Below are 23,951 nucleotides of genomic sequence, written 5' to 3'. Positions count from 1 at the left end.
AGCAATTAACTTCACCAGAAATAAATTGATTTGCTGGGTATAGTTCTATGCGGTGGAAGAAGTACCCGGATGGGTGCCGATAAAGGTTTGCTCAAACCGGAGACGAAAACCTGGGGGCAAATTGCGATAGACAAAATGGCCGCACTAAATATCGCGGTAAAAATATCAGTAAACAATAACCAGCTTCCTGCTTATTGCGCTGTCTTTTCAAGTAACAACCTTATTGCCGACAATATATCTCTTCCCTTGCACGGCCCGCTGCTGGGAGTATTGAGCAGTCATCTTCAATATCCGACTGAAGATTTGTTCATACTTGCCTGTGACATGCCGCTTATGGAACCTTTTTTATTAGAAGAACTTAAGGCCGGGTATCGTTTGCATTCATCTTATGATGCATATATATTCTCTAACGATAGCGAGCCTGAACCATTATGTGGTATTTACACCGCAAAAGGGCTATCTGTTATTCTTACTATGCTGCTCGAAGGGCGACTAACCAGGCACAGCATGAAATTTATGCTCGGCCTCCTGCATGTAAAAGTGGTTCCGGCAACGGATGAGCAGAAAAAGTATTTCCGTAATTTTAATGATCATGCCGGACTAGAAGGACTGTAGGCCTAACTTTTTCTTTTCTGTCTTTCTGAATTCATCTTTTGGCCCTTCGCATAAAGGGCATTTGTAATCATCCGGAAGCGATTCGAAGGTTGTGCCGGCATCTATGCCATTTTCATATTCGCCGGTTATCTCATCGTAGATAGTAAGGCACTGACTGCATTGATAAACATATTCCGCTATGTTTTCCTTTCTTTCTTTTTGGACGGGAATTTCCCTTTCAGTGATTAAATTCTTATTGTTCCTGTTATTATAAAAGGCTGTTACAGACCTTCGTAATTGTTCGCCTAAAAGGAATTTCGGATTATTACTGCTAAACACGAAACCCGTACGTTCATTAGGATTAAAATCATGTGCGCATAAGATATCGTACAAATGGAAGAACTCAAAACCAAATATAGAAAGCAGTGATTTGCGTCTGACCAGGATGCTGCTGAATACCTCGCTTTTTTTCCTTGTCTTGATTCCTATACAAACACCGAAGGTCCTTGTGTCTTCGTTGTTCAACCTTTTAACCAGGTAATTTTTGAGCAATAGTCCTTCCCTGCAATTATCTTCTACCTGGAAATTAAGTTCATTGGCAGCGTGCCGCACATTTATCTGGTGCTTTTCCAGCAACCGGTTCCAGGCTGTTTTATCCTTTTCCTCAATACCTTTAACGATAACTGATTTCCAGGAAGTAGAGCACAATTGACCGATCTTGGTTTTAAGACATAACAAACAAAGGTCCTTCAAAAACGATATACTAAATAATTCATCGCGCCGGTATATGCCTAACCAATATTTGTTGTTGTAACGGTTCAGTCCCTCGTAATAAGGCAGGTTGAAGCCCGGAAGTACTGCTGCCTTTTCTGCAGTTTTTGTAATATATTTTTCCAGTTCTATCTTTTTGAATAATAGTACTCCATTTGCCAGTTTATTATCATAAAACTCATGTTTAAACCGGAGGATGACTCTTTCAATTTCTCCCGAGAGACTTGCAACATCATTGGTATATACCAATTGATCCCATTCATAAATAGTGTTCGTTTTGGGAAAACGCACAAACAGATGCCAGAAATGTTGAGCTGTGGAAGAAGCAACCCAGTTGATATTCCCGGTAAGCATTGGTGTAAAACTTTGGTTACTGTCGGATATATTAATTTTTAACCCTGGTCTATAATCTATTCCATCAAAAATATCTTTATACACCCCTTCGCTTAGCCAGGTATTATTAATAAATGCCTCTTCTGCAGGATAGCTGCTAACGATATTCGGGAAATTATCGGCATTCATTTCAAATGGAATATCCATTTTCTTTAGTTCTTCAATCATAACCCCGACGGTCTCCGGCGATACATCGATCAGTAATTGCTGACGTAGTCCGAAGCTAACATCATGCACACCAGCTATGCTGGCCGCTACCAGGATATTATAAAGTTCTCCCGGGGAAATAATGCCGCCGGGAAAATTAATCTTTATGGTAACCAGTGATTTCATATGCCTGTTTTTCTCCGCGAAAGCGGGTGTATGTTGCTGTTAAGCCAAATTCCCTCAGCGCCTTCGGAAAATTTTTACTTTCATGACCTGGCCTGCACAATTTCAATAAAACAAAACGTTGCAGGTTGGTCAATGCTTTCCATTGTTTCAGCGAGACGTACAATCCGTCCTCTATTAACTTGTCCAATAATAAATCAGGGATTTTATTTATATCTGCCCAACCAGGATTACGATCGATTGCTAAGTCCGTCGCTTCTCTATTGGAACGCTTTTTTATTAAACCGGATAAGTAGAGACGATATTTGATTGTTTCTTCTTCATTGCTGCATGACCGGCACGCCAATTCAATTCTTTCTTCAACAACAAGTCTGTTCCATTCATCCAGTTTTAATTTTATTCCAACCTTATCTAATTTAAATCGGACGATCATCGGGATGCACCGGATATTTTTCTCAATGAAGTCTTCTTCAAAACCGAAATATTCAATGCCGGCTAACCCATTAAACTCCGATGCTGATATTCTCTTCAATATTTTCGCCATGATGTAATTTTTTTCTCAGTTGTAAGTCAAGTATCTGCTTTATTTCGGGGCGACAACTACCACAGCCCATACCTGCGCCGGTTATCTGGCAAAGCTGCAGATGATCTTTACAACCTTCCTTGATCTTGTTTATTAAATTTCCTTCACCCACGTTGTTGCAGGTGCATACCAGTTTGCCGATCACAGGTTCTGTTGCTTTACCTGACCGAAGTAATTGCAAACGCTTTTCACTCAGTTCAATTTTGCCTTCTATCAGGTTTCGGTATTCAATGAATTCAGTTTTATCACCTATTAATATAGCGCCGATCAATCTATCGTTATGAATAATGCATTTTTTGTAATAACGTTTTGCCTTGTCTATAAAAACAACTTCTTCATAGGCCGGATCCTCCGGGCATTCTACTTGTCCCAGGGAACACAGATCTGTCCCGTGCATTTTTAAAATGTTCATAAGCAAAGAACCAGCATAATATTTCGAAATATCGCCGTTGAGGTATCGCGCTACGATTTCTGCCTGTTGTTCAGCCGCTGCGGTTATTCCGTATAACATTCCTTTGAATTCCGCTATTTCCCCGATAGCAAAAATATTTTTATCGTTTGTCTGCAGGTATTCATCTACCACAACTCCCCGTTTGCATTCGATTCCGTTTAATTTTGCTATCTCAATATTTGGAATAGTACCAATAGCAATAACGATGGCCTGGGCATCTATCACCAATCCGCTTTTTAATAATATGCCGTTTACGACTTTGGTACCAAGGAACCTTTCTATCTCGTCGTTATAATAAATATCAACTCCTTTCACAATTAATTCTTCATGCAATAACTGGCTTCCAAGCGGGTCAAGCTGGCGATCCATTAACCTCGAAATTCGTTGTACGATTGTTACTTTCACGTTTACTTCACGTAGTGATGCGGCCAACTCTATGCCCAGCAGACCCCCGCCCACAATAACTACATTGCCTTTCGATGGATCTACATGCTCTTTAAAATTGTCAGCGTCTGTTCTGCTGCGCATGGTAAATATCCCTGCCATTGATGGCAAATCGCGCAACATTGCAGGCCGGCTGCCTGTGGCCATGAGAAGTATATCGTAATCATGCGTTTGTCCATCGCTATCTGTAACAGTCTTAGCTTGCCTGTCTATTTTTTCGATGCTTGTCCCGCGATACAACTTGATCCTAAATTCCTTTTCTTCCGCATCTGTCATCTTGACCAGGTTATCCCATGTCAAAGCCCCGCTAATATAGTCAGGCAACAACACCCGGTTATAAAAAGGAAAGTTCTCTTTGCTGAATACGATTAAATCGTCGTCTGTATTTAATTCCCTGTAGCTCTTTATGAAACCGCAGGCTCCGGCTCCGGCCCCGATCACTATTATTTTTTGTTTCGGTTTTTTATATCGCCATACCTGTACCGTTGAAAATTTGAAATCCGGTTCTTTGCTTATTGGGTCCACCAAATTACTGGTCAGGTTATTGGCCCGGTTCAAGTCGCTGTTTAGTATTTTGCCCCAGTGCATAGGTAGAAAGCAAACTCCTTTTTTTATGTCTTTGGAGAGTTTTACTTTAACCCTGACATTACCTCTTTCATTAAAAATTTCAACCAGGGTATTTTCTTCAATACCTCTTTTGACTGCATCTTCCGGATGCATCTCCAAAAAAGCTTCGCTGATATGTTGTTTTAATTTATTCACCTTACCCGTCTTGCTCATGGTATGCCATTGGTCGCGGATACGGCCGGTTGTTAATATCAACGGGTGATCCGAATTCGGTTTCTCCGACTTATTTGCGTCGGGAACAGCGTGAAGAATTGCTTTATGAGATGCAGTGTGAAATTTCTTATCAGTAAAAAGTCTTTTGGTTCCGTAGCCATTGATCTCTTTGGTGTATGGCCATTGTACACTACGCTTCTCTTTCAGTATTTCGTAATTAAGGCCGCTAACGTCGATATTTGTGCCGGCGGTTAAAGCGGCATGTTCAGCATAGATATCGCCAGCATTTTTATAATCAAAACCCGGGTAATTCATTTTAGTCGCAAAGCGACAAATAATCTCCGCGTCTGGCAGGGCCTCACCCGGGGCGTTTATCAATTTATTTAGATAGCTGATCCGGCGTTCAGCATTTGTCATTGTCCCTTCTTTTTCTATCCATGCCGCAGCGGGCAGCACAACATCAGCATATTTTAATGTTTCGGCTTTACCGCTAACTTCCTGGACTACTACAAATTTTGCTCTCTTCAATCCTTCTTCCGCTATTCTAACGTTTGGCAGGCTGATCAGGGGATTGGTACACAATATCCATATCGCTTTCAGCTTACCGTCATTCAATGCTTCAAACATTTCAGTGGCTGTTAAACCAGGCTGCGGGCTTATGGTTCCCAATGGAATATTCCAGAATTTTTCTACTTGATTTCTATGTGCTTCATTGGATAAGTCCCGGTGTGCGGGCAAGAGATTAGCTAAACCACCAACCTCTCTTCCACCCATTGCATTGGGTTGACCCGTTAGTGAGAACGGACCCGAACCTGGTTTACCAATATGACCGGTGATGAGGTTGAGATTAATAAGAGAGAGGTTTTTGTTAACTCCAATTACGCTTTGATTCAATCCCATCGTCCACATAGTAATAAACCCTTTTGCGTTGCCAATAAAGGATGCTGAAAGGCGAATATCATTTTCGTCGACTCCGCAGATTGACGCAGCTTCCGCTATAGTACGTTCAAAAACCACTGTGGAGTATTTTTCAAAGCCTTCAGTATGATTTTTAACGAAATCAAAATCAATACTTCCTTGTTCTATCAGGCACCGGCCAATGGCATGATGCAAAGTGACATCTGTGCCCGGATTCAATTGCAGATGAACATTTGCAATTGAACAACTTTGTGTTTTACGCGGATCACTAACAATGATCTTAATATCCGGATTTTTTTCACGGGCAGCTTCAATCCTTCGCCATAAAATAGGATGACACCAGGCAGGGTTTGCGCCTGCAACAAAAATGCAATCCGCTAATTCAAGGTCATCATAACTCACTGGTACACTATCTTCACCCAGGCTCATCTTATAACCGGTTACGGCAGAACTCATGCACAATCTTGAGTTGGTGTCAATATTATTACTGCCTATAAATCCTTTGATTAGCTTATTTACAACATAATATTCTTCAGTAAGACATTGACCTGATGCGTAAAAGGCAACGGAATCCGGACCATATTTCCCGATAAGCGTTTTAAATACCGCAGCTGTGCGTTCCAGTGCAGTGTCCCACGAAACTCTTTGTCTTGGCTGGTTACGACTATAACGCATTTCAGGGTACAACAGGCGGTCTGATGTATCAGTTACTGTATACTGCAGGTTCATTCCTTTGCTGCAAAGCATGCCCTTATTCACAGGATGGGTTTTATCACCATCCACCTTAAGGTTTCCCTGCGGGTCTTTGCCAACTACAATGCCGCATCCCACCCCACAATAGCAGCAAGTGGTTTGCAAGGCGGAATCTTTGTTTGCGTTTTTGTTTATTGAGTTCGAATCTCTCACTACAGATTATTTATTTATGGCTACCGTTTGCATCACAAGCGATTGTTCTGTCTTTTCTGCATCCGCCTTTAAAACATTTGCATTTAAAACATTAACGGAGGTTCTTTTTTTACTCATAACCCTGGTGGCCATAATAACTACACCCGTTGCGAAAACGCTGCCGCCGAGATAGAAAAATGCTTCAGAATAAGGCATTGATTTAAATAGAAATCCGATAACCATGGCACCGACATTCCCGCCCGCGCCGACAATACCGGCCACACTGCCAACGGCTTTTTGATTAATGAATGGAACAATGCTATAAGTAGCACCGTTAGCCATTTTAAGGCATAAACCAAAAAAGAACATCATCATGATTGCCATTACCAGTTCGCCCGAATTTGCAAACAGCATAATTCCTGCTCCTTCAAGCAATAATAATACAGCTAACAAACTTACTTTTCCGTTGAAGCCATACCTGCTTCCGATTTTGTCTGAAACAATGCCGCCTAATGCCCGGGCAAATATGTTGATCCACCCGAAGATGCTCGCGAGTAATCCGGCAAAAATTAATGTGGCCTTATAATTATCATGAAAATAGGAGGCGGCAAAATTATCGACTGTTATCTCTACCCCAAAACATGCTGCATAAGCGATAGTGAGTATCCATGTGCGATAATCCTTAGCGGCTAATAAAAAAGTATTTTCTTTTATGCCTTTCTCCGTCAGTGGTAACTCATCAAAGTTTCCGGCGGGCGTATCTTTTGTATACTTCCAATAGAGCCATGCCATCACAAGTAACATTATACCGGGAAAGATCATCGCATATCTCCAGCTGTCCGCCTGGCTTACCCAACCAGCTCCTACCAAACCAGCCGCAATTAAAGGCATTAAAATTTGCGTGGCACCACCACCTGTGTTCCCAAAACCGCCGGCTGTTGCATTTGCAGTTCCTTTTATATTCGGCGCAAACATCACCGATGTATGAAATTGGGTTAATACAAAAGAAGCTCCTATCACGCCGATCCCCAACCGAAATAATAAGAATGTAATATAACTATCTGCCAGGCCGATAAATATTACCGGGAAGGCGCAGATCACCAACAGCCAGGTATATACTTTACGCGGACCAAATTTATCAGTCAGCCTTCCGATGAGCAGCCTTGCAATAATGGTGGCGCTAACAGCAGCGATAGCTACATTTCCTTTTTGGGCTTTGGTCAAATGAAGTTGCTCGCTAACCAAAGGCATCAGGGGTGCAATACCAAACCAGGCAAAAAAACAAAAAAAGAACGTGAGCCACGTAATATGAAAAGTTCTCATTTGTATTCCCCGCCCTGAGAATATATTCAATTTTGTGAGGGGCTGATGATTATTACCAAACGACATAGAAATTGTTTTTTAGATTGATGTTTTAGCTGTTTTAATGGGAAAAACTTATTTCCTGGACTGGAACATGGCTTGCACGATGGCGTTGTATGTTGGAAAACAACGACTTAGATTTGTCAATTGATAGGGAAGCAAACGTCTCTTAAAACTAATGGCAGATATTACAGGAGTAATGATCACTACTTTCATAATAGAAATGTTAATGTGAATGTAGTGGCAAGCAATCGTATTGTAAACAGATATATATAATATTTTCGGGGCAGAGTGGCCGCTGAATAGATATTATAATATGATCTATATAATAAAACTACTCAATTTTAGCAAACAATCAATTTGTTATTCCGAATAAATGACATATAAATATATTTAATGTGAATAAAGGGAATGTGAATTAAGGTAATGTGAATGAAAGGGGGAATTTAGGATGTGTTGGGTGGATGAGTAGGGTGGATGAGCAGGGTGGATGTGTAGGGAGGATGTGTAGGGAGGATGTGTAGGGTGGATGTGTAGGGTGGATCAGTAAGGTGGATGTGTATGGTGGATCAGTAAGGTGGATGTGTATGGTGGATGTTTAAGGTGATTTTCTTTTTGGAAGAGCCTCGAATATAAAGCGATGACTATAATATTCCTATATCATGAAGCTATTTCATTGAACCTATATCATGATTGTAAACTAATCAACAAATGAAGCCAAAAGGTTACATATGCTTAGTCAAATTAAAACCAAGCTAGTACCAGGGCTGACACTAAAAAAAATCTCCTGTAATTGGAAAGCTATCTACCTGTTATTGGAGGTAAGCTACTGCAATTGGAAAGGTAGCTACTGTAATTTTTTGAAGGGCCAGCTGCTGTAATTTGAAAGGTTGCTACTGTACTTTGAAAGCTAGCTGCTGTAATTGGAAAGCTTTCTAGTTACCAGTAGCAAGGAAATGGTTTATCAGCGCCACTACGAATGCAATTTGTTGACTATTCTTGTCCTGGGCGCAGATCTCACCGATATAATCACCATGTGCGGAAGGAAGGATTGCTAAGCGTGCATTTGAAAGTGTTTTAGACAACAGCAGCGCATGATCCGCAAGCACTACTTCGGCATCACCGTTGATAACGAGGGCTGGCGCCTGTATCTCTTTGATGGCCGAAGCCGGGATATCTTTGAAAGCAATCATTCGTGCAACATCCCGGTTGAACATTTTTATTAAACCTTCCTCGTCCTGGTTCACCAGAAGATAAGCCTCCTTTAAAGGCGCTGGCATCTGTTCGAGCTTAGCCTGTTTCATGCCTTCAAAAAAACCGGTTTGCATACCGCTACGTTGAAATAACGTAGAAGCAAGTATGATCCTGTTTACCAACCTGGGATGCCTGATGGCAATCTGAATGGTCGTGGTGCCTCCATTACTAAAGCCGAAAATGTCTGCTTTTTTTACTTGAAGTTGATTCAACAACCCGGCAACATCATCTGCATCCTGCTCAAAGCTTAAAGACTGGTCGACGTCTTTTGTCCGGCCATGTGCTTGTAATTCTATTGCAATTACTTTATGCGTTTTCGAAAGTTCCGGAAGAATTCTGCCAAATGTTGACTGTATAGTAGATCCACCGCCATGGAGTAAAACTAATGGCTGTCCGCTTCCGTGGATTTCGTAATACATGTTCAGTTCATTTACTTTGGCATAATGGCCGACCGTTTGATGCTGTGCATTCATATTGGGTGATATTGTCATCAAAACACAAATAACCATTATCAGATTCAATGGTATGTATAGCCTTATTTGCATTCTTTAATTTCTTGATACAATTATATTTCAAAGATGGTGAAAATCCGGATGTTCAAAGCAGTTTAGTTCCAGGTTTTTTGGCAGCTTTATTTTGCAACAGTTCTGTTTCATTCCTTCGCTCCCAACTCACTCATCCACTTGGTGGGGATATGCAACCAGTCAAAACAAATCTCACTAATCCTGGTTAAATTGCCGTTATCATCAAATCATTCGAAAACACCAATCACTTCTCAACTATTTTATTAAGGATAGAAGGTCACCAGGCGAATGTGCAGGTTTTGCTTCTGCCACGGTTAATCTGAAATATAGGCGATGCAACATTCAATTGGACAATTAAAAACTGTAAACTGCAAATAATGCAAAGGCTGCGAAACTCTGCAAATGCTGCAACGCTGCAAACAGTGCAAACGCTACGACGTTGTAACATTGTAACATTGTAACGTTACAATTGAAGGCATAGCCACTTTATAGTCACTTATGTTCTGCATGAACTATGCAAGCATTACTACGGGCAGCTATCGGGTTCTTTGCGAATGACTTGTGGTGGAATTCAAACAAGGCGATAGACAAGAGCACAAGAGCAACGTATACAAGAGGATTACGATAGCTGATTTGGATAGTTGCATTTGGAAAAATGTCATTCCAAAGACTAATGCCGATAACTTCAATGCTCATAACTCTTAAGCCGGATATTGCAATAAGTGAAGGTGAATTTTATTGTGGTATTCGCATATCCACCCAAGTGAACGAGATTAGAACGTGCAGGATGGGCCTGAGGTTGGTTTGATTGCCACCTTCGATTCCTGTTCGGAGTTAACCAGACCCATCAGGGCCCGACAGCAACCTGCGCTGGAAGCAAGGTTAACAAAGCCGATCAGGGAACCAAAAGCTGATCGAAGACAAGAACCCCCAGCGGCATGAACAAACATATTAACCAGGAATCACAGTGGCAAATCAAACTAACCGAAAGGCCCATCCGGCGGAGGGAAGAAACGAATGAACGCCATGAACGTGCATAATCAACAAATCAATAACGAAGCAGGTCGCCAGCTTGCGCCTAAATCATTCCGTATTATCGCATATTGCAATTGGCTTGATTTCATTCTTTCTGTTTATAATTTGTAATTTCCATGATCACAACGATTGTCTGCCATGAAAACCATGCAAAGAAATATTCTTATCGTAGGGAGTTCCAATACAGATATGGTTATTAAAGCCGGCCATCTTCCTGTTCCAGGTGAAACAATCCTTGGAGGAACATTTCTGATGAATCCTGGAGGCAAAGGTGCTAATGCTGCTGTCTCGGCTGCCAGGCTTGGAGCCAATGTGGTATTCATTTGCAAAACAGGCAATGATGTTTTTGGCCATCAATCTATAGCAATTTTCAAAGATGCGGGGATTGATGTATCTCATATTGTTACCGACGCAGATAATCCTTCCGGGGTGGCGTTGATAACGGTTGACAGGGATGGCGAGAATTGCATAGTAGTAGCTTCCGGCGCCAATGCAACACTGTCACCGGGTGACCTAACCGGGATTGAAGATCTGGTAGCATCGTCAGCTGCCGTTTTGATGCAGCTCGAAATTCCCCTTTCTACAGTTCAATATGTGGCGGCCTTAGCTTTTCAAAAAGGAGTAAAGGTGATTTTAAATCCAGCACCGGCCTGCGAAATTCCGGACGAACTGCTGCGATATGTAAGTATTATCACACCAAATAAAACAGAAGCAGAAATGCTCACCGGCATCAAGGTGTTTGATCTTCAGTCGGCAAAATCTGCTGCCGCGGCGCTGAGCAGCAAGGGTATAGCAACAGTAATAATAACTATGGGCAGTATGGGCGCGCTGGTTCTACACGATAATGTATATGACCATATACCGGCAGTTCCAGTAGATTCTATCGATACAACGGCAGCAGGCGATGTATTTAACGGAGCACTTGCAGTTGCTTTGTCTGAGGATAAAGACATAATTCAGGCAACCCGTTTCGCCTGTATGGCAGCCGCGATATCAGTTACCAAACTTGGTGCTCAAGCTTCGGCGCCATCTAAGCAGGAGCTGGAAGCTTTTATTGCCGTTCTAGAAAATTCAATTGGTTAAAATTTGCAGGCCATTGAATCAGTTTGCACCTTTTTGAGTTATGAAACGAAATGATAGCAACGGTTTTGTATTTTCTTTCATAATTCATAACTCATAATTCATAACTCTCTTAAACCGTCGCTATATGACAAAACAAAATATCCTGCTTATTATTTCTATGTTTTTTGTTTCTTTAGTTGTCTCACAAAAACCTGTCTCTATTTCAAAAAAAGTGCTGCATGACAAAATCAAAGGTGGCTGGGCCGGTCAGACCATTGGTGTAACATTCGGTGGTCCTTATGAATTCAGGTTTAATGGAACTTTTATCCAGGACTATCAACCGCTGGTTTGGAAGGATGGATACCTGAAGGCTGCGATGATCAATAATCCTGGCCTTTATGATGATTTGTATATGGACCTTACATTCGTTGACGTATTTGACAAATACGGGTTGAATGCGCCGATCGACTCTTTCGCAAATGCATTTGCAAATGCTGGTTATATGTTGTGGCACGCGAACCAGGCAGCAAGATATAATATCCTTCATGGGATTAAAGCACCGGAATCGGGTCATTGGAAATACAATTCACATGCAGAAGATATTGACTACCAGATTGAAGCTGATTACGCTGGTTTAATGAGTCCCGGTATGCCGAATACGGCCTCCGCAATCTCTGATAAAATCGGGCATATTATGAACTATGGCGATGGTTGGTATGGTGGAGTTTATATCGGTGCCATGTATTCGCTCGCATTTATTTCAGATGATATTTCATATATAGTTACGGAGGCTTTAAAAACCATTCCAGCAAAAAGTACTTATTATCAATGTATCAGTGATGTGATCAAATGGCATAAACAATTTCCGGCCGACTGGCACCGGTCTTGGTACGAAATACAGAAAAAATGGTCAAGTGATATTGCCTGTCATGAAGGAATTTTTAATCCATTCAATATTGATGCAAAAGTAAATTCTGCCTATGTTGTACTCGCTCTTTTATACGGACAGAAAGATTTCGGTAAATCTGTAGAGATCGCCACCCGCGCCGGTCAGGACGCTGACTGTAATCCTTCATCAGTAGCAGGAGTACTCGGTACGGTGTTGGGCTACGACAAAATTCCTTCAGAATGGAAACTTGGATTATCAGAAGCAGAAGACATTAATTTTAAGTATACCGAGATCTCACTTAATAAAGTTTATGAGATCGGTTTGAAACATGCATTATTGAATATAGAAGCCAATGGGGGAAAAGTCAGCAACGAAATAATAACCATCAAAAGCCAGTTACCACAGTCAGTGAAATTTGAACAGGGTTTTACCGGTTTGTACCCGATTGCCAGGGTGGACTTTAATCATAGTATCACTGAGTTGTCATTTGAGTTCGAAGGGACAGGGTTTTCATTAGCCGGTGAAGCAAAAAAGAAAACCGGGGTTAAGGAGGATTATATATTTCGTGCCGAGATTTATCTTGATGGTCAGAAGGTGGAGACAGTGGAACTCCCCACCAATTTTACACATAGGCGACTGGAACTGTTTGCTAGGTATCCCCTCGATAAAAAGAAACACCTGGTAAACATCAAACTGTTGAATCCAAGTGAGCAGCACGAATTGAGGAGTTATAATTATGTTGTTTTTTCCGATAAACCTTTTAATGCTAACAAACCTTGAGTTAAATATAAACCCTGGGTACACCTCAATATATTATTCTGGGTACATCTCAACATGTCTTTAACGTCTCAACTGCAAACAGATTCTGAAAACAACGCCCCAATAAACTTTATCAAATGTATATTGTCACAGACTATTCACTCGCTATCCTGTTTTGTTTTATTACGATGTTGTGTTGGGGTTCATGGGGAAACACACAAAAGCTGGCATCCAAACATTGGCGTTTTGAATTGTTCTATTGGGATTATGTGATAGGGATCTTGCTGTTTTCGATTATTTCCGCTTTTACAATTGGCAGCATTGGTAGTAATGGAAGAAGTTTCCTTGAAGATCTAAAGCAGGCTGACGGTGCAAACATCAGGAGTGCATTCCTGGGTGGGATTATTTTTAACGCAGCAAATATCCTCTTATCGGCGGCTATAGCCATCGCTGGCATGTCGGTAGCCTTCCCGGTAGGAATTGGTATTGCTTTGATACTTGGAGTTGTAATAAACTATGGAGCTGAACAGAAAGGCGATCCGGTGTTTATTTTCTCCGGTATAGCTTTGGTTATGATCGCAATTGTATTAAATGCTATCGCTTATAGAAAAAAAGAAAATACAAATAAAAAAGTTTCTTCAAAAGGTATATTTATAGCGATTGCGGCTGGTTTCCTGATGTCTTTTTTTTATCGCTTTATTGCCGCTGCTATGGATCTGAATAATTTTGAATCACCGGCTATAGGCAAGATGACCCCATATACTGCTGTTTTTATTTTTTCCATAGGTATTTTAGCCAGCAACTTTATTTTTAATACCATACTTATTAAAAAGCCAATTACCGGTTCGCCGACAAGTTATTCCCAATATTTTGCAGGTTCACTAAACACCCATCTCACAGGAGTACTGGGCGGACTTATCTGGGGACTTGGAAATTCATTAAACCTTATTGCTGCGGGGCGCGCTGGTTCGGCGATATCATATGGACTTGGCCAGGGAGCCACCCTGGTTGCTGCGCTTTGGGGTGTGTTCATCTGGAAAGAGTTTAAGAACGCACCCAGGGGCACAAGCTCCCTGCTTGCATTTATGTTTTTATTCTTTGCGCTTGGAATTGTTTTGCTGATTTATGCGGGTGATAAATAATTCGGGTGATAAATAATTGATGTATAGTAATATATTTAAAAATGAAAAAACCTGGCATTAAGCGGGAGTTTACGAATAAGTCTTACGAAAATCGCGCGGCGAATACCCTGTTAGTTTTTTAAATGTAGTCGCGAAATGTTGTGACGAATAAAAACCGGTATCCAGGGCAATATCAGTAACACTGAAATCTTTACGCCTGAGCAGGTTAACTGCTTTAGAGATCCGGATGTTGATGAGAAAGTTTAGCGGGGAGAATCCCGTGAAATTTTTTACTTTTTCAGAAAATGCAGTATGTCCCAGGCCAACAAGCGAAGCCATCTCGTCGACCGTCCACTGGTGCGACAAATTTTCTCTAAGCGACTTCTCCAGTTTCATAAATACAACCGGGTAATCACGGTGAGTATTTTTCTGCCGGCTCAGGGTGCGTGCCAGCAGGATCAGTAATTCGTTCAGCAACTGGTTCACACGCATGAAATGCCCGATTTCTGATGATACCAATTCGGCCCGTATATTTTGCAACAGATTTCCAGCGGCCGGTAAATTAAGTATCGGCTTATAATGAAGTCGGAATATCTTTTTTATGATTGCCTTTTCTGTTGACGATAAATTGCACCAGGTGCCCGGGAATATACCATGATCGCCCGGACTCTTCGCCACATCGATATCGATCCAGGTCACCGTTCCGATATTAAAATAATTGTTTACCCCACCGAATAACATGCCTGGTAATGCAATTGCAAGGTCACCGGGATATAAAATGTGAGATTGTTTGCCAAGCACCCAATTAAACTTTCCTTGAAAAACATAATAGAGCCTGAGGGTTGGCTTTGAAGTTACAGGAAGAGAATCAAACTGGATGGTATTGCACTTCGTGAGCGCAAATTCGGCAACATGTGGAAATGGCACCAGCTCTTTGTTTGTTCTGTTCAGCAGAAAAGAGATCATATAGGCAAGTTGAATCTGTTTCAGCCGGATACTGCAAAATGTCTTTGCAACACTTATCTAAATATAACCTGTTTTTTGGTATGTACATTATTCGCCGGTGGATTTTATTGGAAGTTTATTGTTGATAAGAAAGGATACTTTGTTATGTAATTGCAGCTTCTAATTTCCTTCAAACTACCTGCTTATGAACAAAAAAATCTTTCCGGCATCTTTGCCGGTTTATTCAAGACTGCTCACAAGCTTCCTTCTCATTTTCTTGTTTTCGGGATCCCTGTATTCACAAACCGTGACTGGTACGGTGACGGATAACCGAAATCAACCGATACCTGGTGTGACTGTATTAGTAAAAAGAACAGGCGATGCTACAGTTACGAATGCAACAGGTAAATTTGAAATCAGGGCAACCGGTACCGACTCATTGCAATTTACATCGGTCGGGTTTGCGGCCCAGACGGTTCCTGTCAATGGCCGCAATGATGTTTCTGTTAATCTCCAGGCAGGTTCGCAGGATCTCGATGCCATCGTTGTGACCGCACTAGGTATCAGTAAAGAGTCAAAGAGACTTGGTTATGCCACAACTACGGTTAATGCAGATGAATTGACCGTTAATCGCACACCAAATCTGATGAATGCCCTGCAAGGCAAGGTTGCCGGGGTTAACATTTCCGGTCTTGGCACTGGCCCTGCCGGTACTTCCAAGATTCGTATCCGTGGGCAATCATCCATTTCAGGTCAAAATAACCCCCTCATTGTTGTCAATGGTATTCCGCTTGACAACACAAATTTTGGTACCAATCCAACTGCCAGCGGATCAGTTCAGGGTGATAATTCAATTGCGGTCCGAGGAGGTGGAAATACATCTGATGGCGGCGACGGATTATCCAGTATCAACCCTGATGATATAGAATCCATGACCATCCTGAAAGGTGCTGCAGCTGCCGCCTTGTACGGATCACGTGCAAAAGATGGTGTGATAATGATAACTACAAAAACCCGGGGCAAAGGAAAAGGCATCGGAGTTTCTTATAATCTTAATTATACCAACGAACAACCATTGGACTTTACCGATTATCAATATGAATATGGCCAGGGTGAAAATGGAAAACGTCCGACAACACGCAACCCGACTTCAGGGCAGTGGTCATTCGGCGAGAAATTTCAACCCGGTATGACCCAGGTATTGTTCGACAGTGTTGTTGTACCCTATGTGCCGCAATACGACCGTATTAAAAAATTTTTCCGTAATGGCCAGAATCTTACTAATACAGTAACCATTGAAGCGGGCGGTGAAAAAGGTGGCCTTCATATTTCTCTTGGTAACCTCGATAGTAAGGGTATTGTGCCTAATAATACATTTAACAGGAAGACGATGAATCTTGGGTTCAGCTACAATCTGTCTGATAAACTAAGTTTCATGGGGAATGCAAATTATTCAATCGAAAAAAACAACAATCCTCCCAATATAGCCAACCAGGACAACTCTATTCCGACGGTTATATACAACATGTCGAATTCCATGCCGTCGGATCTGCTTAATGAAAAGAAATACAATGCACAGGGAAACGAATTTATTTACTCAAGATTTATGAATCGCACTAATCCCTATTGGGTACTGGCTGAACAGTTTCAAACTATTAGGAGAGACAGGTTATTCGGAAACTTCTCTGTTAAATATGACATCACTCCATGGTTGTTTATTCAAGGGCGTATCGGACAGGATTTCTGGACCCGTGACCAGGATTATAATAATTTTCCAACAGGGCATGCCTCAAGAGGCCCGGCCCCCGCAGGATTTGTGAACGGTGTTTACACCCAGGATGCAAGGCGGTTCCGGGAAACAAATGCAGACTTCCTGGTAGCTTCCAATTTCGAATTCAGTAAGTTCGGACTTAATGTAAATCTTGGTGGCAACCAGATGCGCAGACGTTCTGATCTCAATAGCGTGCAGGTAACCGACTTTGTTGTCAGAGGCCTATATACAGTTCAGAATGGCCGCGCAAAAGATCCTTTATATGATCTGCAGAAACGTGGTGTGAATTCATTGTATGGATCGGCAGAAGTATCCTATAACAACCTCTTGTTTGTAAACGGTACCCTAAGAAATGATTGGTTCTCAACTTTGTCTCCTGAGAACCGAAGCATACTTTATCCATCCATTTCTGCCAGTTATCTCTTTTCAGAATCACTAAAATCACTCACGTGGTTGAACCTGGGTAAATTAAGAATGGCTTTTGGTGAAGTAGGTAGCGATACTGATGTTCCGCCTTATGCTGATGTCCTTTTTTACCAGATCAACGCTAATCTTATACCAAACCCGGCAGGTGCAGCACAACCGGTTGGCGGACCAAATGGTAACACAGTTCCTAATGCAAACCTTCGACCTATGAGGATCTCAGAAATCGAGCTCGGAGTTGAGTTGAAAATGTTTAATAACAGGGTAGGGCTCGATATCGCAGCTTATCGGAAGATCACAACAGACCAGATAGTCCAGGCCCAGATTTCTGATGCTTCAGGATTTATAGATACAAGGATAAACAGTGGACAAAGCCGCAACCTTGGTATAGAAGGCTTACTAAGCCTGGTTCCCATTCAGTCCTCAAATTTCCGTTGGGAATTCACAGCAAATGCTACCTATAATAAAACAGAAGTTCTGAGCCTGCTTACAGATAAACCCGGTGAAAGTATAACTGTCGGAACCCATGTTTTTAACGGTGAGCTTCGACAGATAGTAGGAAAGGAAATGGGGCAGATCGCAGGTTTAGGTTATAAAAGAGATGCTAAGGGCGAACGCATATTTGGAGCAAACGGGGTCCCAATAAAAACAGACGCCGTGGTGACTTTTGGGTCGGCATTACCGAAATGGTATGGAGGTTTTCTCAACGCCTTTAATTACAAAGGTGTATCCCTTTCATTTCTGATTGATTATAAACTTGGTAACAAGATGTTATCCGGTACTAATTTCAACATGATACGTGAAGGACATCATAAAATTACCCTTGAGGGCCGTGAAGGTGGAGTAATCGGTAAAGGTGTCAATGAAACTGGTGGTGTAAATACCAAGGCGACCGAGGTCCAGATGTACTGGGAACACCTGAGATCACAAGGCATAGTTGAACCGGTGATTTACAATGGAGGATACTGGAAGCTACGCCAGATTACACTTGGATATGATTTCACGAAATACCTCCCGGGAGCATGGCCTGTCAAAGGCGTTAAGCTGAGCTTCGTTGCAAATAACGTGTTGATCCTAAAAAGATGGATTGATAATATAGATCCTGAAACATTCGGGTATAGTTCTGACAATCTTGTAGGAATGGAATCTACAGGTCTGCCTTCTACACGGGGCCTGGGTCTGAACCTTAACATTAAATTTTAATAGCCGTGCATATGAAAAAGATAATTCAATACACATTCCTGTTGACGGTGCTGTTATTCCAATTCGCTTGTGATAAGGGGCTTTCTGAACTAAATGAAAATAAAACAAACCCGGTTGCTATAGATCCGATTTTCCAATTGAATAACGCGGTCATCAATTTATCTTTCCCAGTGGCAACACTTACTTATGAAATGGGAATAGTTCAGCAGGTTATTTCACCAAATGGAGGCGTACTTGCAGGGGCAAATTTCAACCAGGATAACCGGAACCTGCTGTCGCCGATATGGCAGGCATACTATCGTAATGTTATCCGAAATACCAGGGATGTCATAGCCAACACCAAGGAATCGCCCACCCGGGGTAACCTGATGAACATGGGAAGAATTTTACAGGCTTTTGCATTTATGATTCTTACTGATACTTATGGTGACATCCCATACACTGAAGGTGGGCTCGGTTATTCTGAGCAGGTGTTCTTGCCAAAATACGATGCACAGCAGGCGATTTACACAGATATCATAAAAGAACTGACTGAAGCTTCTGCAGCACTCGACGCAGGGAAACCAACGGAAGCCGGAGATATACTTTATGCTGGAAACATCGTTCAATGGAAAAAATTTGGCTATTCGTTATTATTGAGAGCGGGCATGCACATAACTAAAGCCGATGCTGCCAAAGCAGACGCAACTGTTAAAGCTGCATTCGCCGGAGGTGTCATTACTTTGAATGCAGACAATGCAATCATGCGGCACGATGCTAACTATCTCCACCCGATTGGCAACACGCTCAATGGAACGGAAGGAGCAAATTTCTACCTGGCCAAACCATTCGTTGATCAGCTTAAAAACACAAACGATCCCCGCTTATCAGCTATCGCTATCCGTTATGTGGGTGCCAAATCCGGACCGGAGCAGGTACCAGCTGTTGGTACAACTGACCCCGCCCGGCAAATTGGGCTTGCGATGGGAAAAGACAATGGTGGTGCAACGGCCGCTGCTGCAGCGGATGGTCTTGCCAGCTATTATGAATATAGCCAGGTTGACCGGCGGAGACTTACTAAAGGAACAGTACCCGCATTTTTTGTAACCGCTGCTCAAACACTATTACTGCTTGCTGAAGCTGCTCAGAGGGGATGGGTGACCACCGGAACTGCCAAAGGTTATTACGATCTAGGCGTTACCGCACATATGCAGGAACTCGGTACCCATGATGCGAACGCTGCAGTACCGGCATCAGCAATACAACCATATCTGACAGCAAATCCATTTAACCCCCCTACTGCAATGCAACAAATAGGAACTCAATATTGGATCGTATCGTTTCTGAACGGTTCAGAAGCCTGGGCAAATTTCAGACGCACAGGGTTTCCTGCATTGGCTGCAAATCCTTATGTTGGTGACATCCCCGCTGGCACATTTATCAGGAGAATAACATATCCTCTTTCAGAAATATCAGCCAACACAACAAATGTAAATGAAGCAATTGCAAGGCAGGGCGCGGATAAAATGGACACCCGAGTGTGGTGGGACAAGTAAAAACAGTTATGAATTATGAGTTATTAGTTAAATCCCGTACATGTATTTTCAAACTAAATTTAAAACTAATGTTGAAGATCTTTTTGTTTTCACTTTTTCTGTTTGGTTCTGTAACAGTTTATTCACAGCAAGTTTCATTAACTGCCGAACAGGTAAAACAATTAACCGTTGAATGGAAGGGTGAGAGGTTTCCGGATGGTCGCCCGAAAGCCCCTGCCAAATTGATGGCAAGGTTAAAAAATATATCCATCGAAGAAGCCTGGGGTTATCTCCGTAACAAAGGTTACCAGAATCAATATGAAGGTGAATGGACAATTATCCGTCCTGATTCAGTGATGGTTGGACAAGCAGTTACTGCCCAGTATATGCCGATGCGGGCAGACTTCGATAAAGTGATTAAAGACAAGGGCAAGGAAGAAAAAAGGGTGGGAGCACCCAATTCATGGCCTATTGATGTTTTACAGGAAGGAGATATTTATGTTGCAGACAGTTATGGTAAAATAGCTGATGGTACCCTGATTGGCGACAACCTTGGTAATTCTATCTATGCAAAAACACATAGAGGAGTTATCTTTTATGGTTCGGTAAGAGACGTTGAAGGCTTGCTTGCCATCAAAGGATTCAATGGTTGGGTAAAAGGAATTGATCCATCTTATATACAACAGATGATGCTTGCGGGAATCAATCTTCCGGTGCGGATTGGCCGCGCCACCGTACTTCCCGGAGATGTTGTTCTTGCAAAAAAATTCGGAACCATATTCATTCCGCCTCATTTGCTCGAGGATCTGGTGATAAATTCTGAGTTCATCCAGTTAAAGGATGCATTTGGTCACCAGCGACTCATTGAAGGAAAATACACACCTGGTGAGATAGATCAGCAATGGACTGATGCAATCAAAAAAGATTTCCTGCAATGGTTGTCTGAACGAAAGAACCTTCCCATGACCAGGAAAGAACTGGATGATTTTATGAAGGGCCGCACCTGGTAACGCGGGAACCCGGAATCAATACTAACTCAACACCGAATCACCACCGGGACCAACACTGAACTAACTTCTGAATCACCACCGGGACCAACACTGAACTAACACCTGAATCAACATCTTAAACGATATCGAATTAATATTCAAATCAACATTCGAATCAACCTGTTATTAACGCCATAAATTAATTTTTCATGACACCATCACAAAAATTTCTTCAGAAACTTGGTTTGAAAGATGATCAGCCGCGACCTGATCTGGATTTTAAAAATGATACTTATGAAAATGGACGCAGGAACTTTCTTAAGATGTCAACACTTGGTGGGATTAGTCTCGGTGGTGCTTTGATTGCTTCGCCTATTGAAGATATACTCGCACAAGCCACTCAGAAAGTAAACCGCAACTCAAAACCATCAGAGTTAAAAATTACGGATATGCGGTATTGTGTAACCACTGTGTTAGGACGTACCGCAATTATACGGATCGATACAAACCAGGGCATATATGGTCTCGGGGAAGTAAGAGATGGGGCTGATGTAAGATATGCACTGATGCTCAAGAGCAGGATACTTGGTCAGAACCCATGCAATGTGGAAATGATTTTTAAATCTGTTAAACAATTTGGAGGACAGGCAAGACAGGCGGGCGGGGTTTGTGCCGTAGAGATGGCGCTATGGGACCTTTGTGGTAAAGCTTATAACGTGCCTTGCTGGCAATTGCTTGGAGGAAGATACCGGGACAAGATCCGCATGTATGCCGATACTCCTGAATCCCAGGACGTGGAAGAGTTTAAAGCAAAAGTTAAATACAGGACAGTGGACCAGGGATATACCTGGCTCAAGATGGATGTGTCTATCGGGATGTTGCGTAATATCCCGGGAACCCTTGTAAACAGTGCATTCTGGGGCCAGGGCCTTGCACAGTGGAACGGCGATTATATGTCTTATGCAAACGCCGCACATCCATTTACAGGTATACAGATAACTGAAAAGGGTCTTGAAGTAATGGCCAAACGCGTTGCGGATGTCCGGGCCGTTATTGGGCCAGAAATACCACTTTCAACCGATCATTATGGTCACTTTGATCTGAACAACATGATAAGGTTTGGTAAATCTATTGAGAAATACCGGCTCGCCTGGCTTGAAGATATGGTTCCCTGGCAGATGACCGAACAACATAAAACCATTACCGATGCTTTGGAGACACCGACATTAACTGGTGAAGATATTTACCTGTTGCAAAATTTCAAACCTTTGATCGATTCACATGCCGTCGATATTATTCATCCGGATCTTGCTTCATCAGGTGGGTTACTTGAAACAAAAAGAATAGGAGATTATGCGGAAGAAAAAGGTATAGCTATGGCGATGCACCAGGCCGGAACCCCGGTATCATTTATGGCGAATGTACATTGCGCAGCGGCCACTCAAAACTTCCTGGCCCTGGAACATCACTCGGTCGATCTGCCATGGTGGGAAAGCCTTGTGAAAACAACAGACAACAGGAAGCTTATTGACAAAGGGTTTGCGCCCTTGCCGCTGGAAGCGCCAGGACTCGGCATCGAACTAAACGAAGAAGTAGTTAAACAACATCTGCATGCAAAAGATAAAACATATTTCGCCCCAACACCGGACTGGGACTCTTTGAATTCACATGACAGGACCTGGAGTTAATGGTGCATGCTGAATTTTATTTACGGTTCATTTCATCGTTTTTAACCGAAGTCTGGCATTACCATATTCAGGCTTTATTAAGCGTTTAACAAAATATGACTAAAGCTGCAAATGCTTCCTATCGTGTTTTTTATGGGTTAGCAGCACTGTTTTTCGTTTGCTGGGTGGTGATCACAATTATGGCAAAACACTATCTGGCCGGATGGTTCCTGATGTTATCCCTTGTGAGTGTAGCCATCGCTTTCCGTGGCAGCAGAGTGCTGAAAGGCTTATCATTTACCATAATCATTTTTGGAGTCGTTAGCCTTGCTATGTACTATCCCCAGTATTTTAAAACGATTGGCGACTTTAAACTTTCGGGATTGATAGTTCCGTTGTTACAGATCATTATGTTTGGTATGGGAACAGAACTTAGTCTGAAAGATTTCAATAATGTTTTGCGAATGCCCAAAGGTATAATAGTTGGAATAGTTTGTCATTACACCATTATGCCTTTGATTGGATTTGCGATTGCAAATCTTTTTGATTTTCCAAGTGAAATTGCGGCGGGCATTATCCTCGTTGGGTGTTGTCCCAGCGGTCTTGCATCCAATGTGATGTCTTACCTCGCGAGGGCAAACCTGGCTTTATCAGTATCGGTAACAACTGTATCTACACTGCTGGCGCCATTTTTAACGCCCTTGCTTATGCGCTTATTAGGTGGTGGTTTTGTTGAAGTTCATTTCTGGGATATGATGTGGGACATTACAAAGATTGTGATTATCCCAATTGCAGCCGGTCTTGCATTTCACTACCTGGTGAGGGGTAAGTTTGGCTGGCTTGATAAAGCTATGCCGCTATTGTCCATGGCAGGAATTGCGCTGATTATTATGGTAATTACTGCTGCAGGACGCGATAGCCTGCTCAAGGTTGGTGGCTTGCTGATTATTGCAACCTTTATACACAATGTTGCCGGTTTTATACTTGGTTACTGGTCGGGCCGGCTATTAAAATTCGCTGAACGCGATTGCAGAACAATTGCACTGGAGGTGGGTATGCAAAATGCTGGCCTGGCATCTGGCCTGGCCCTCACCATGGGTAAACTTGCTACCGTTGGCCTGGCCCCGGCAATTTTCGGTCCGATGATGAATATCACTGGTTCATTTCTTTCGAGCTGGTGGCATAGCCGTTTACCCGAAGATGATATTGATCCGAATTCTGTTGAACTGCAAACCGCTGATCGGAACATAACTACTGCTGGTCCCAGGTAGAGATTTGAATCGC

Annotated in this window: 15 protein-coding genes; 9 read left to right on the top strand and 6 right to left on the bottom strand. The window is 42.3% G+C overall.

From position 1 onward, the window contains the following. Positions 1-30: 30 nt before the first annotated feature. A complete protein-coding gene (locus VK664_RS28810) occupies positions 31-615 on the top strand; it encodes a molybdenum cofactor guanylyltransferase (protein WP_461402199.1) in 585 nt (194 codons plus the stop codon). Here VK664_RS28810 and VK664_RS28805 read toward each other — a convergent pair. From VK664_RS28805 to VK664_RS28785, 5 genes are all read right to left on the bottom strand, one after another. After that, positions 601-2,091, bottom strand: a complete 1,491-nt coding sequence (locus tag VK664_RS28805) for a rubredoxin (protein WP_461402198.1) — start codon at positions 2,089-2,091, stop codon at positions 601-603. The two genes, VK664_RS28810 and VK664_RS28805, sit on opposite strands and share 15 nt — an antisense overlap. Then, the gene (locus VK664_RS28800) at positions 2,063-2,632 is read right to left on the bottom strand and encodes a nitrate reductase associated protein (RefSeq protein ID WP_461402197.1); all 570 of its coding nucleotides are present in this window, start codon (positions 2,630-2,632) and stop codon (positions 2,063-2,065) included. The genes VK664_RS28805 and VK664_RS28800 overlap by 29 nt, the downstream gene beginning before the upstream one ends. Then, complete coding sequence (locus tag VK664_RS28795) at positions 2,592-6,170, bottom strand: molybdopterin-dependent oxidoreductase (RefSeq protein WP_461402196.1); 3,579 nt, start codon at positions 6,168-6,170, stop codon at positions 2,592-2,594. Before VK664_RS28795 ends, VK664_RS28800 begins: the two co-directional genes overlap by 41 nt. A gap of 6 nt (positions 6,171-6,176) precedes the next feature. Further along, positions 6,177-7,538 (bottom strand): MFS transporter, encoded by a 1,362-nt coding sequence (locus tag VK664_RS28790; RefSeq protein WP_461402195.1) that lies wholly within the window; start codon positions 7,536-7,538, stop codon positions 6,177-6,179. 908 nt (positions 7,539-8,446) lie between these two features. Then, positions 8,447-9,238, bottom strand: a complete 792-nt coding sequence (locus VK664_RS28785; protein WP_461402194.1) for an alpha/beta fold hydrolase — start codon at positions 9,236-9,238, stop codon at positions 8,447-8,449. A gap of 1,233 nt (positions 9,239-10,471) precedes the next feature. On the opposite strand from VK664_RS28785, the gene rbsK reads away from it, so the two are divergent. The 3 genes from rbsK to VK664_RS28770 all read left to right on the top strand — a co-directional run bounded on the left by rbsK (position 10,472) and on the right by VK664_RS28770 (position 14,176). Beyond that, positions 10,472-11,407, top strand: coding sequence for a ribokinase (gene rbsK, locus VK664_RS28780; protein ID WP_461402193.1), 936 nt, complete (start codon positions 10,472-10,474; stop codon positions 11,405-11,407). 124 nt (positions 11,408-11,531) lie between these two features. Next, the gene (locus VK664_RS28775) at positions 11,532-13,055 is read left to right on the top strand and encodes an ADP-ribosylglycohydrolase family protein (protein ID WP_461402192.1); all 1,524 of its coding nucleotides are present in this window, start codon (positions 11,532-11,534) and stop codon (positions 13,053-13,055) included. A gap of 116 nt (positions 13,056-13,171) precedes the next feature. Beyond that, positions 13,172-14,176 (top strand): GRP family sugar transporter, encoded by a 1,005-nt coding sequence (locus tag VK664_RS28770; protein ID WP_461402191.1) that lies wholly within the window; start codon positions 13,172-13,174, stop codon positions 14,174-14,176. Between the two features lie 69 nt (positions 14,177-14,245). Here the strand turns inward: VK664_RS28770 and VK664_RS28765 are convergent, their stop codons facing one another. Then, on the bottom strand, positions 14,246-15,121 hold the full coding sequence (locus VK664_RS28765; RefSeq protein ID WP_461402190.1) for a helix-turn-helix domain-containing protein: 876 nt from the start codon (positions 15,119-15,121) through the stop codon (positions 14,246-14,248). 184 nt (positions 15,122-15,305) lie between these two features. Between VK664_RS28765 and VK664_RS28760 the strand changes: the two genes are divergently transcribed. The 5 genes from VK664_RS28760 (at position 15,306) to VK664_RS28740 (ending at position 23,938) form a co-directional block, all read left to right on the top strand. Then, positions 15,306-18,497 carry a SusC/RagA family TonB-linked outer membrane protein gene (locus tag VK664_RS28760; RefSeq protein WP_461402189.1) on the top strand — a complete coding sequence of 1,064 codons (3,192 nt, stop codon included), beginning with the start codon at positions 15,306-15,308 and terminating at the stop codon, positions 18,495-18,497. 11 nt (positions 18,498-18,508) lie between these two features. Further along, positions 18,509-20,032, top strand: a complete 1,524-nt coding sequence (locus VK664_RS28755; RefSeq protein ID WP_461402188.1) for a SusD/RagB family nutrient-binding outer membrane lipoprotein — start codon at positions 18,509-18,511, stop codon at positions 20,030-20,032. 68 nt (positions 20,033-20,100) lie between these two features. Next, on the top strand, positions 20,101-21,021 hold the full coding sequence (locus VK664_RS28750; protein WP_461402187.1) for an RraA family protein: 921 nt from the start codon (positions 20,101-20,103) through the stop codon (positions 21,019-21,021). A 188-nt stretch (positions 21,022-21,209) separates the two neighbouring features. Further along, the gene (locus VK664_RS28745; RefSeq protein WP_461402186.1) at positions 21,210-22,688 is read left to right on the top strand and encodes a mandelate racemase/muconate lactonizing enzyme family protein; all 1,479 of its coding nucleotides are present in this window, start codon (positions 21,210-21,212) and stop codon (positions 22,686-22,688) included. A 95-nt stretch (positions 22,689-22,783) separates the two neighbouring features. Then, the gene (locus VK664_RS28740) at positions 22,784-23,938 is read left to right on the top strand and encodes a bile acid:sodium symporter family protein (RefSeq protein ID WP_461402185.1); all 1,155 of its coding nucleotides are present in this window, start codon (positions 22,784-22,786) and stop codon (positions 23,936-23,938) included. The last annotated feature ends 13 nt before the right edge of the window (positions 23,939-23,951 follow it).

The organism is Flavitalea sp., assembly GCF_035489435.1.
GTDB lineage: Bacteria > Bacteroidota > Bacteroidia > Chitinophagales > Chitinophagaceae > DATHKG01.
This window is presented reverse-complemented; position numbering and strand designations above follow the sequence as displayed.

What these genes read in the sequence shown, in the direction of transcription:
- VK664_RS28805 (WP_461402198.1), bottom strand. Translation starts at nt 2,091, where the DNA reads ATGAAATCACTGGTTACCATAAAGATTAATTTTCCCGGCGGCATTATT.
- VK664_RS28800 (WP_461402197.1), bottom strand. Translation starts at nt 2,632, where the DNA reads ATGGCGAAAATATTGAAGAGAATATCAGCATCGGAGTTTAATGGGTTA.
- VK664_RS28790 (WP_461402195.1), bottom strand. Translation starts at nt 7,538, where the DNA reads ATGTCGTTTGGTAATAATCATCAGCCCCTCACAAAATTGAATATATTC.
- VK664_RS28785 (WP_461402194.1), bottom strand. Translation starts at nt 9,238, where the DNA reads ATGAATGCACAGCATCAAACGGTCGGCCATTATGCCAAAGTAAATGAA.
- rbsK (WP_461402193.1), top strand. Translation starts at nt 10,472, where the DNA reads ATGCAAAGAAATATTCTTATCGTAGGGAGTTCCAATACAGATATGGTT.
- VK664_RS28775 (WP_461402192.1), top strand. Translation starts at nt 11,532, where the DNA reads ATGACAAAACAAAATATCCTGCTTATTATTTCTATGTTTTTTGTTTCT.
- VK664_RS28770 (WP_461402191.1), top strand. Translation starts at nt 13,172, where the DNA reads ATGTATATTGTCACAGACTATTCACTCGCTATCCTGTTTTGTTTTATT.
- VK664_RS28765 (WP_461402190.1), bottom strand. Translation starts at nt 15,121, where the DNA reads ATGATCTCTTTTCTGCTGAACAGAACAAACAAAGAGCTGGTGCCATTT.
- VK664_RS28760 (WP_461402189.1), top strand. Translation starts at nt 15,306, where the DNA reads ATGAACAAAAAAATCTTTCCGGCATCTTTGCCGGTTTATTCAAGACTG.
- VK664_RS28755 (WP_461402188.1), top strand. Translation starts at nt 18,509, where the DNA reads ATGAAAAAGATAATTCAATACACATTCCTGTTGACGGTGCTGTTATTC.
- VK664_RS28750 (WP_461402187.1), top strand. Translation starts at nt 20,101, where the DNA reads ATGTTGAAGATCTTTTTGTTTTCACTTTTTCTGTTTGGTTCTGTAACA.
- VK664_RS28745 (WP_461402186.1), top strand. Translation starts at nt 21,210, where the DNA reads ATGACACCATCACAAAAATTTCTTCAGAAACTTGGTTTGAAAGATGAT.
- VK664_RS28740 (WP_461402185.1), top strand. Translation starts at nt 22,784, where the DNA reads ATGACTAAAGCTGCAAATGCTTCCTATCGTGTTTTTTATGGGTTAGCA.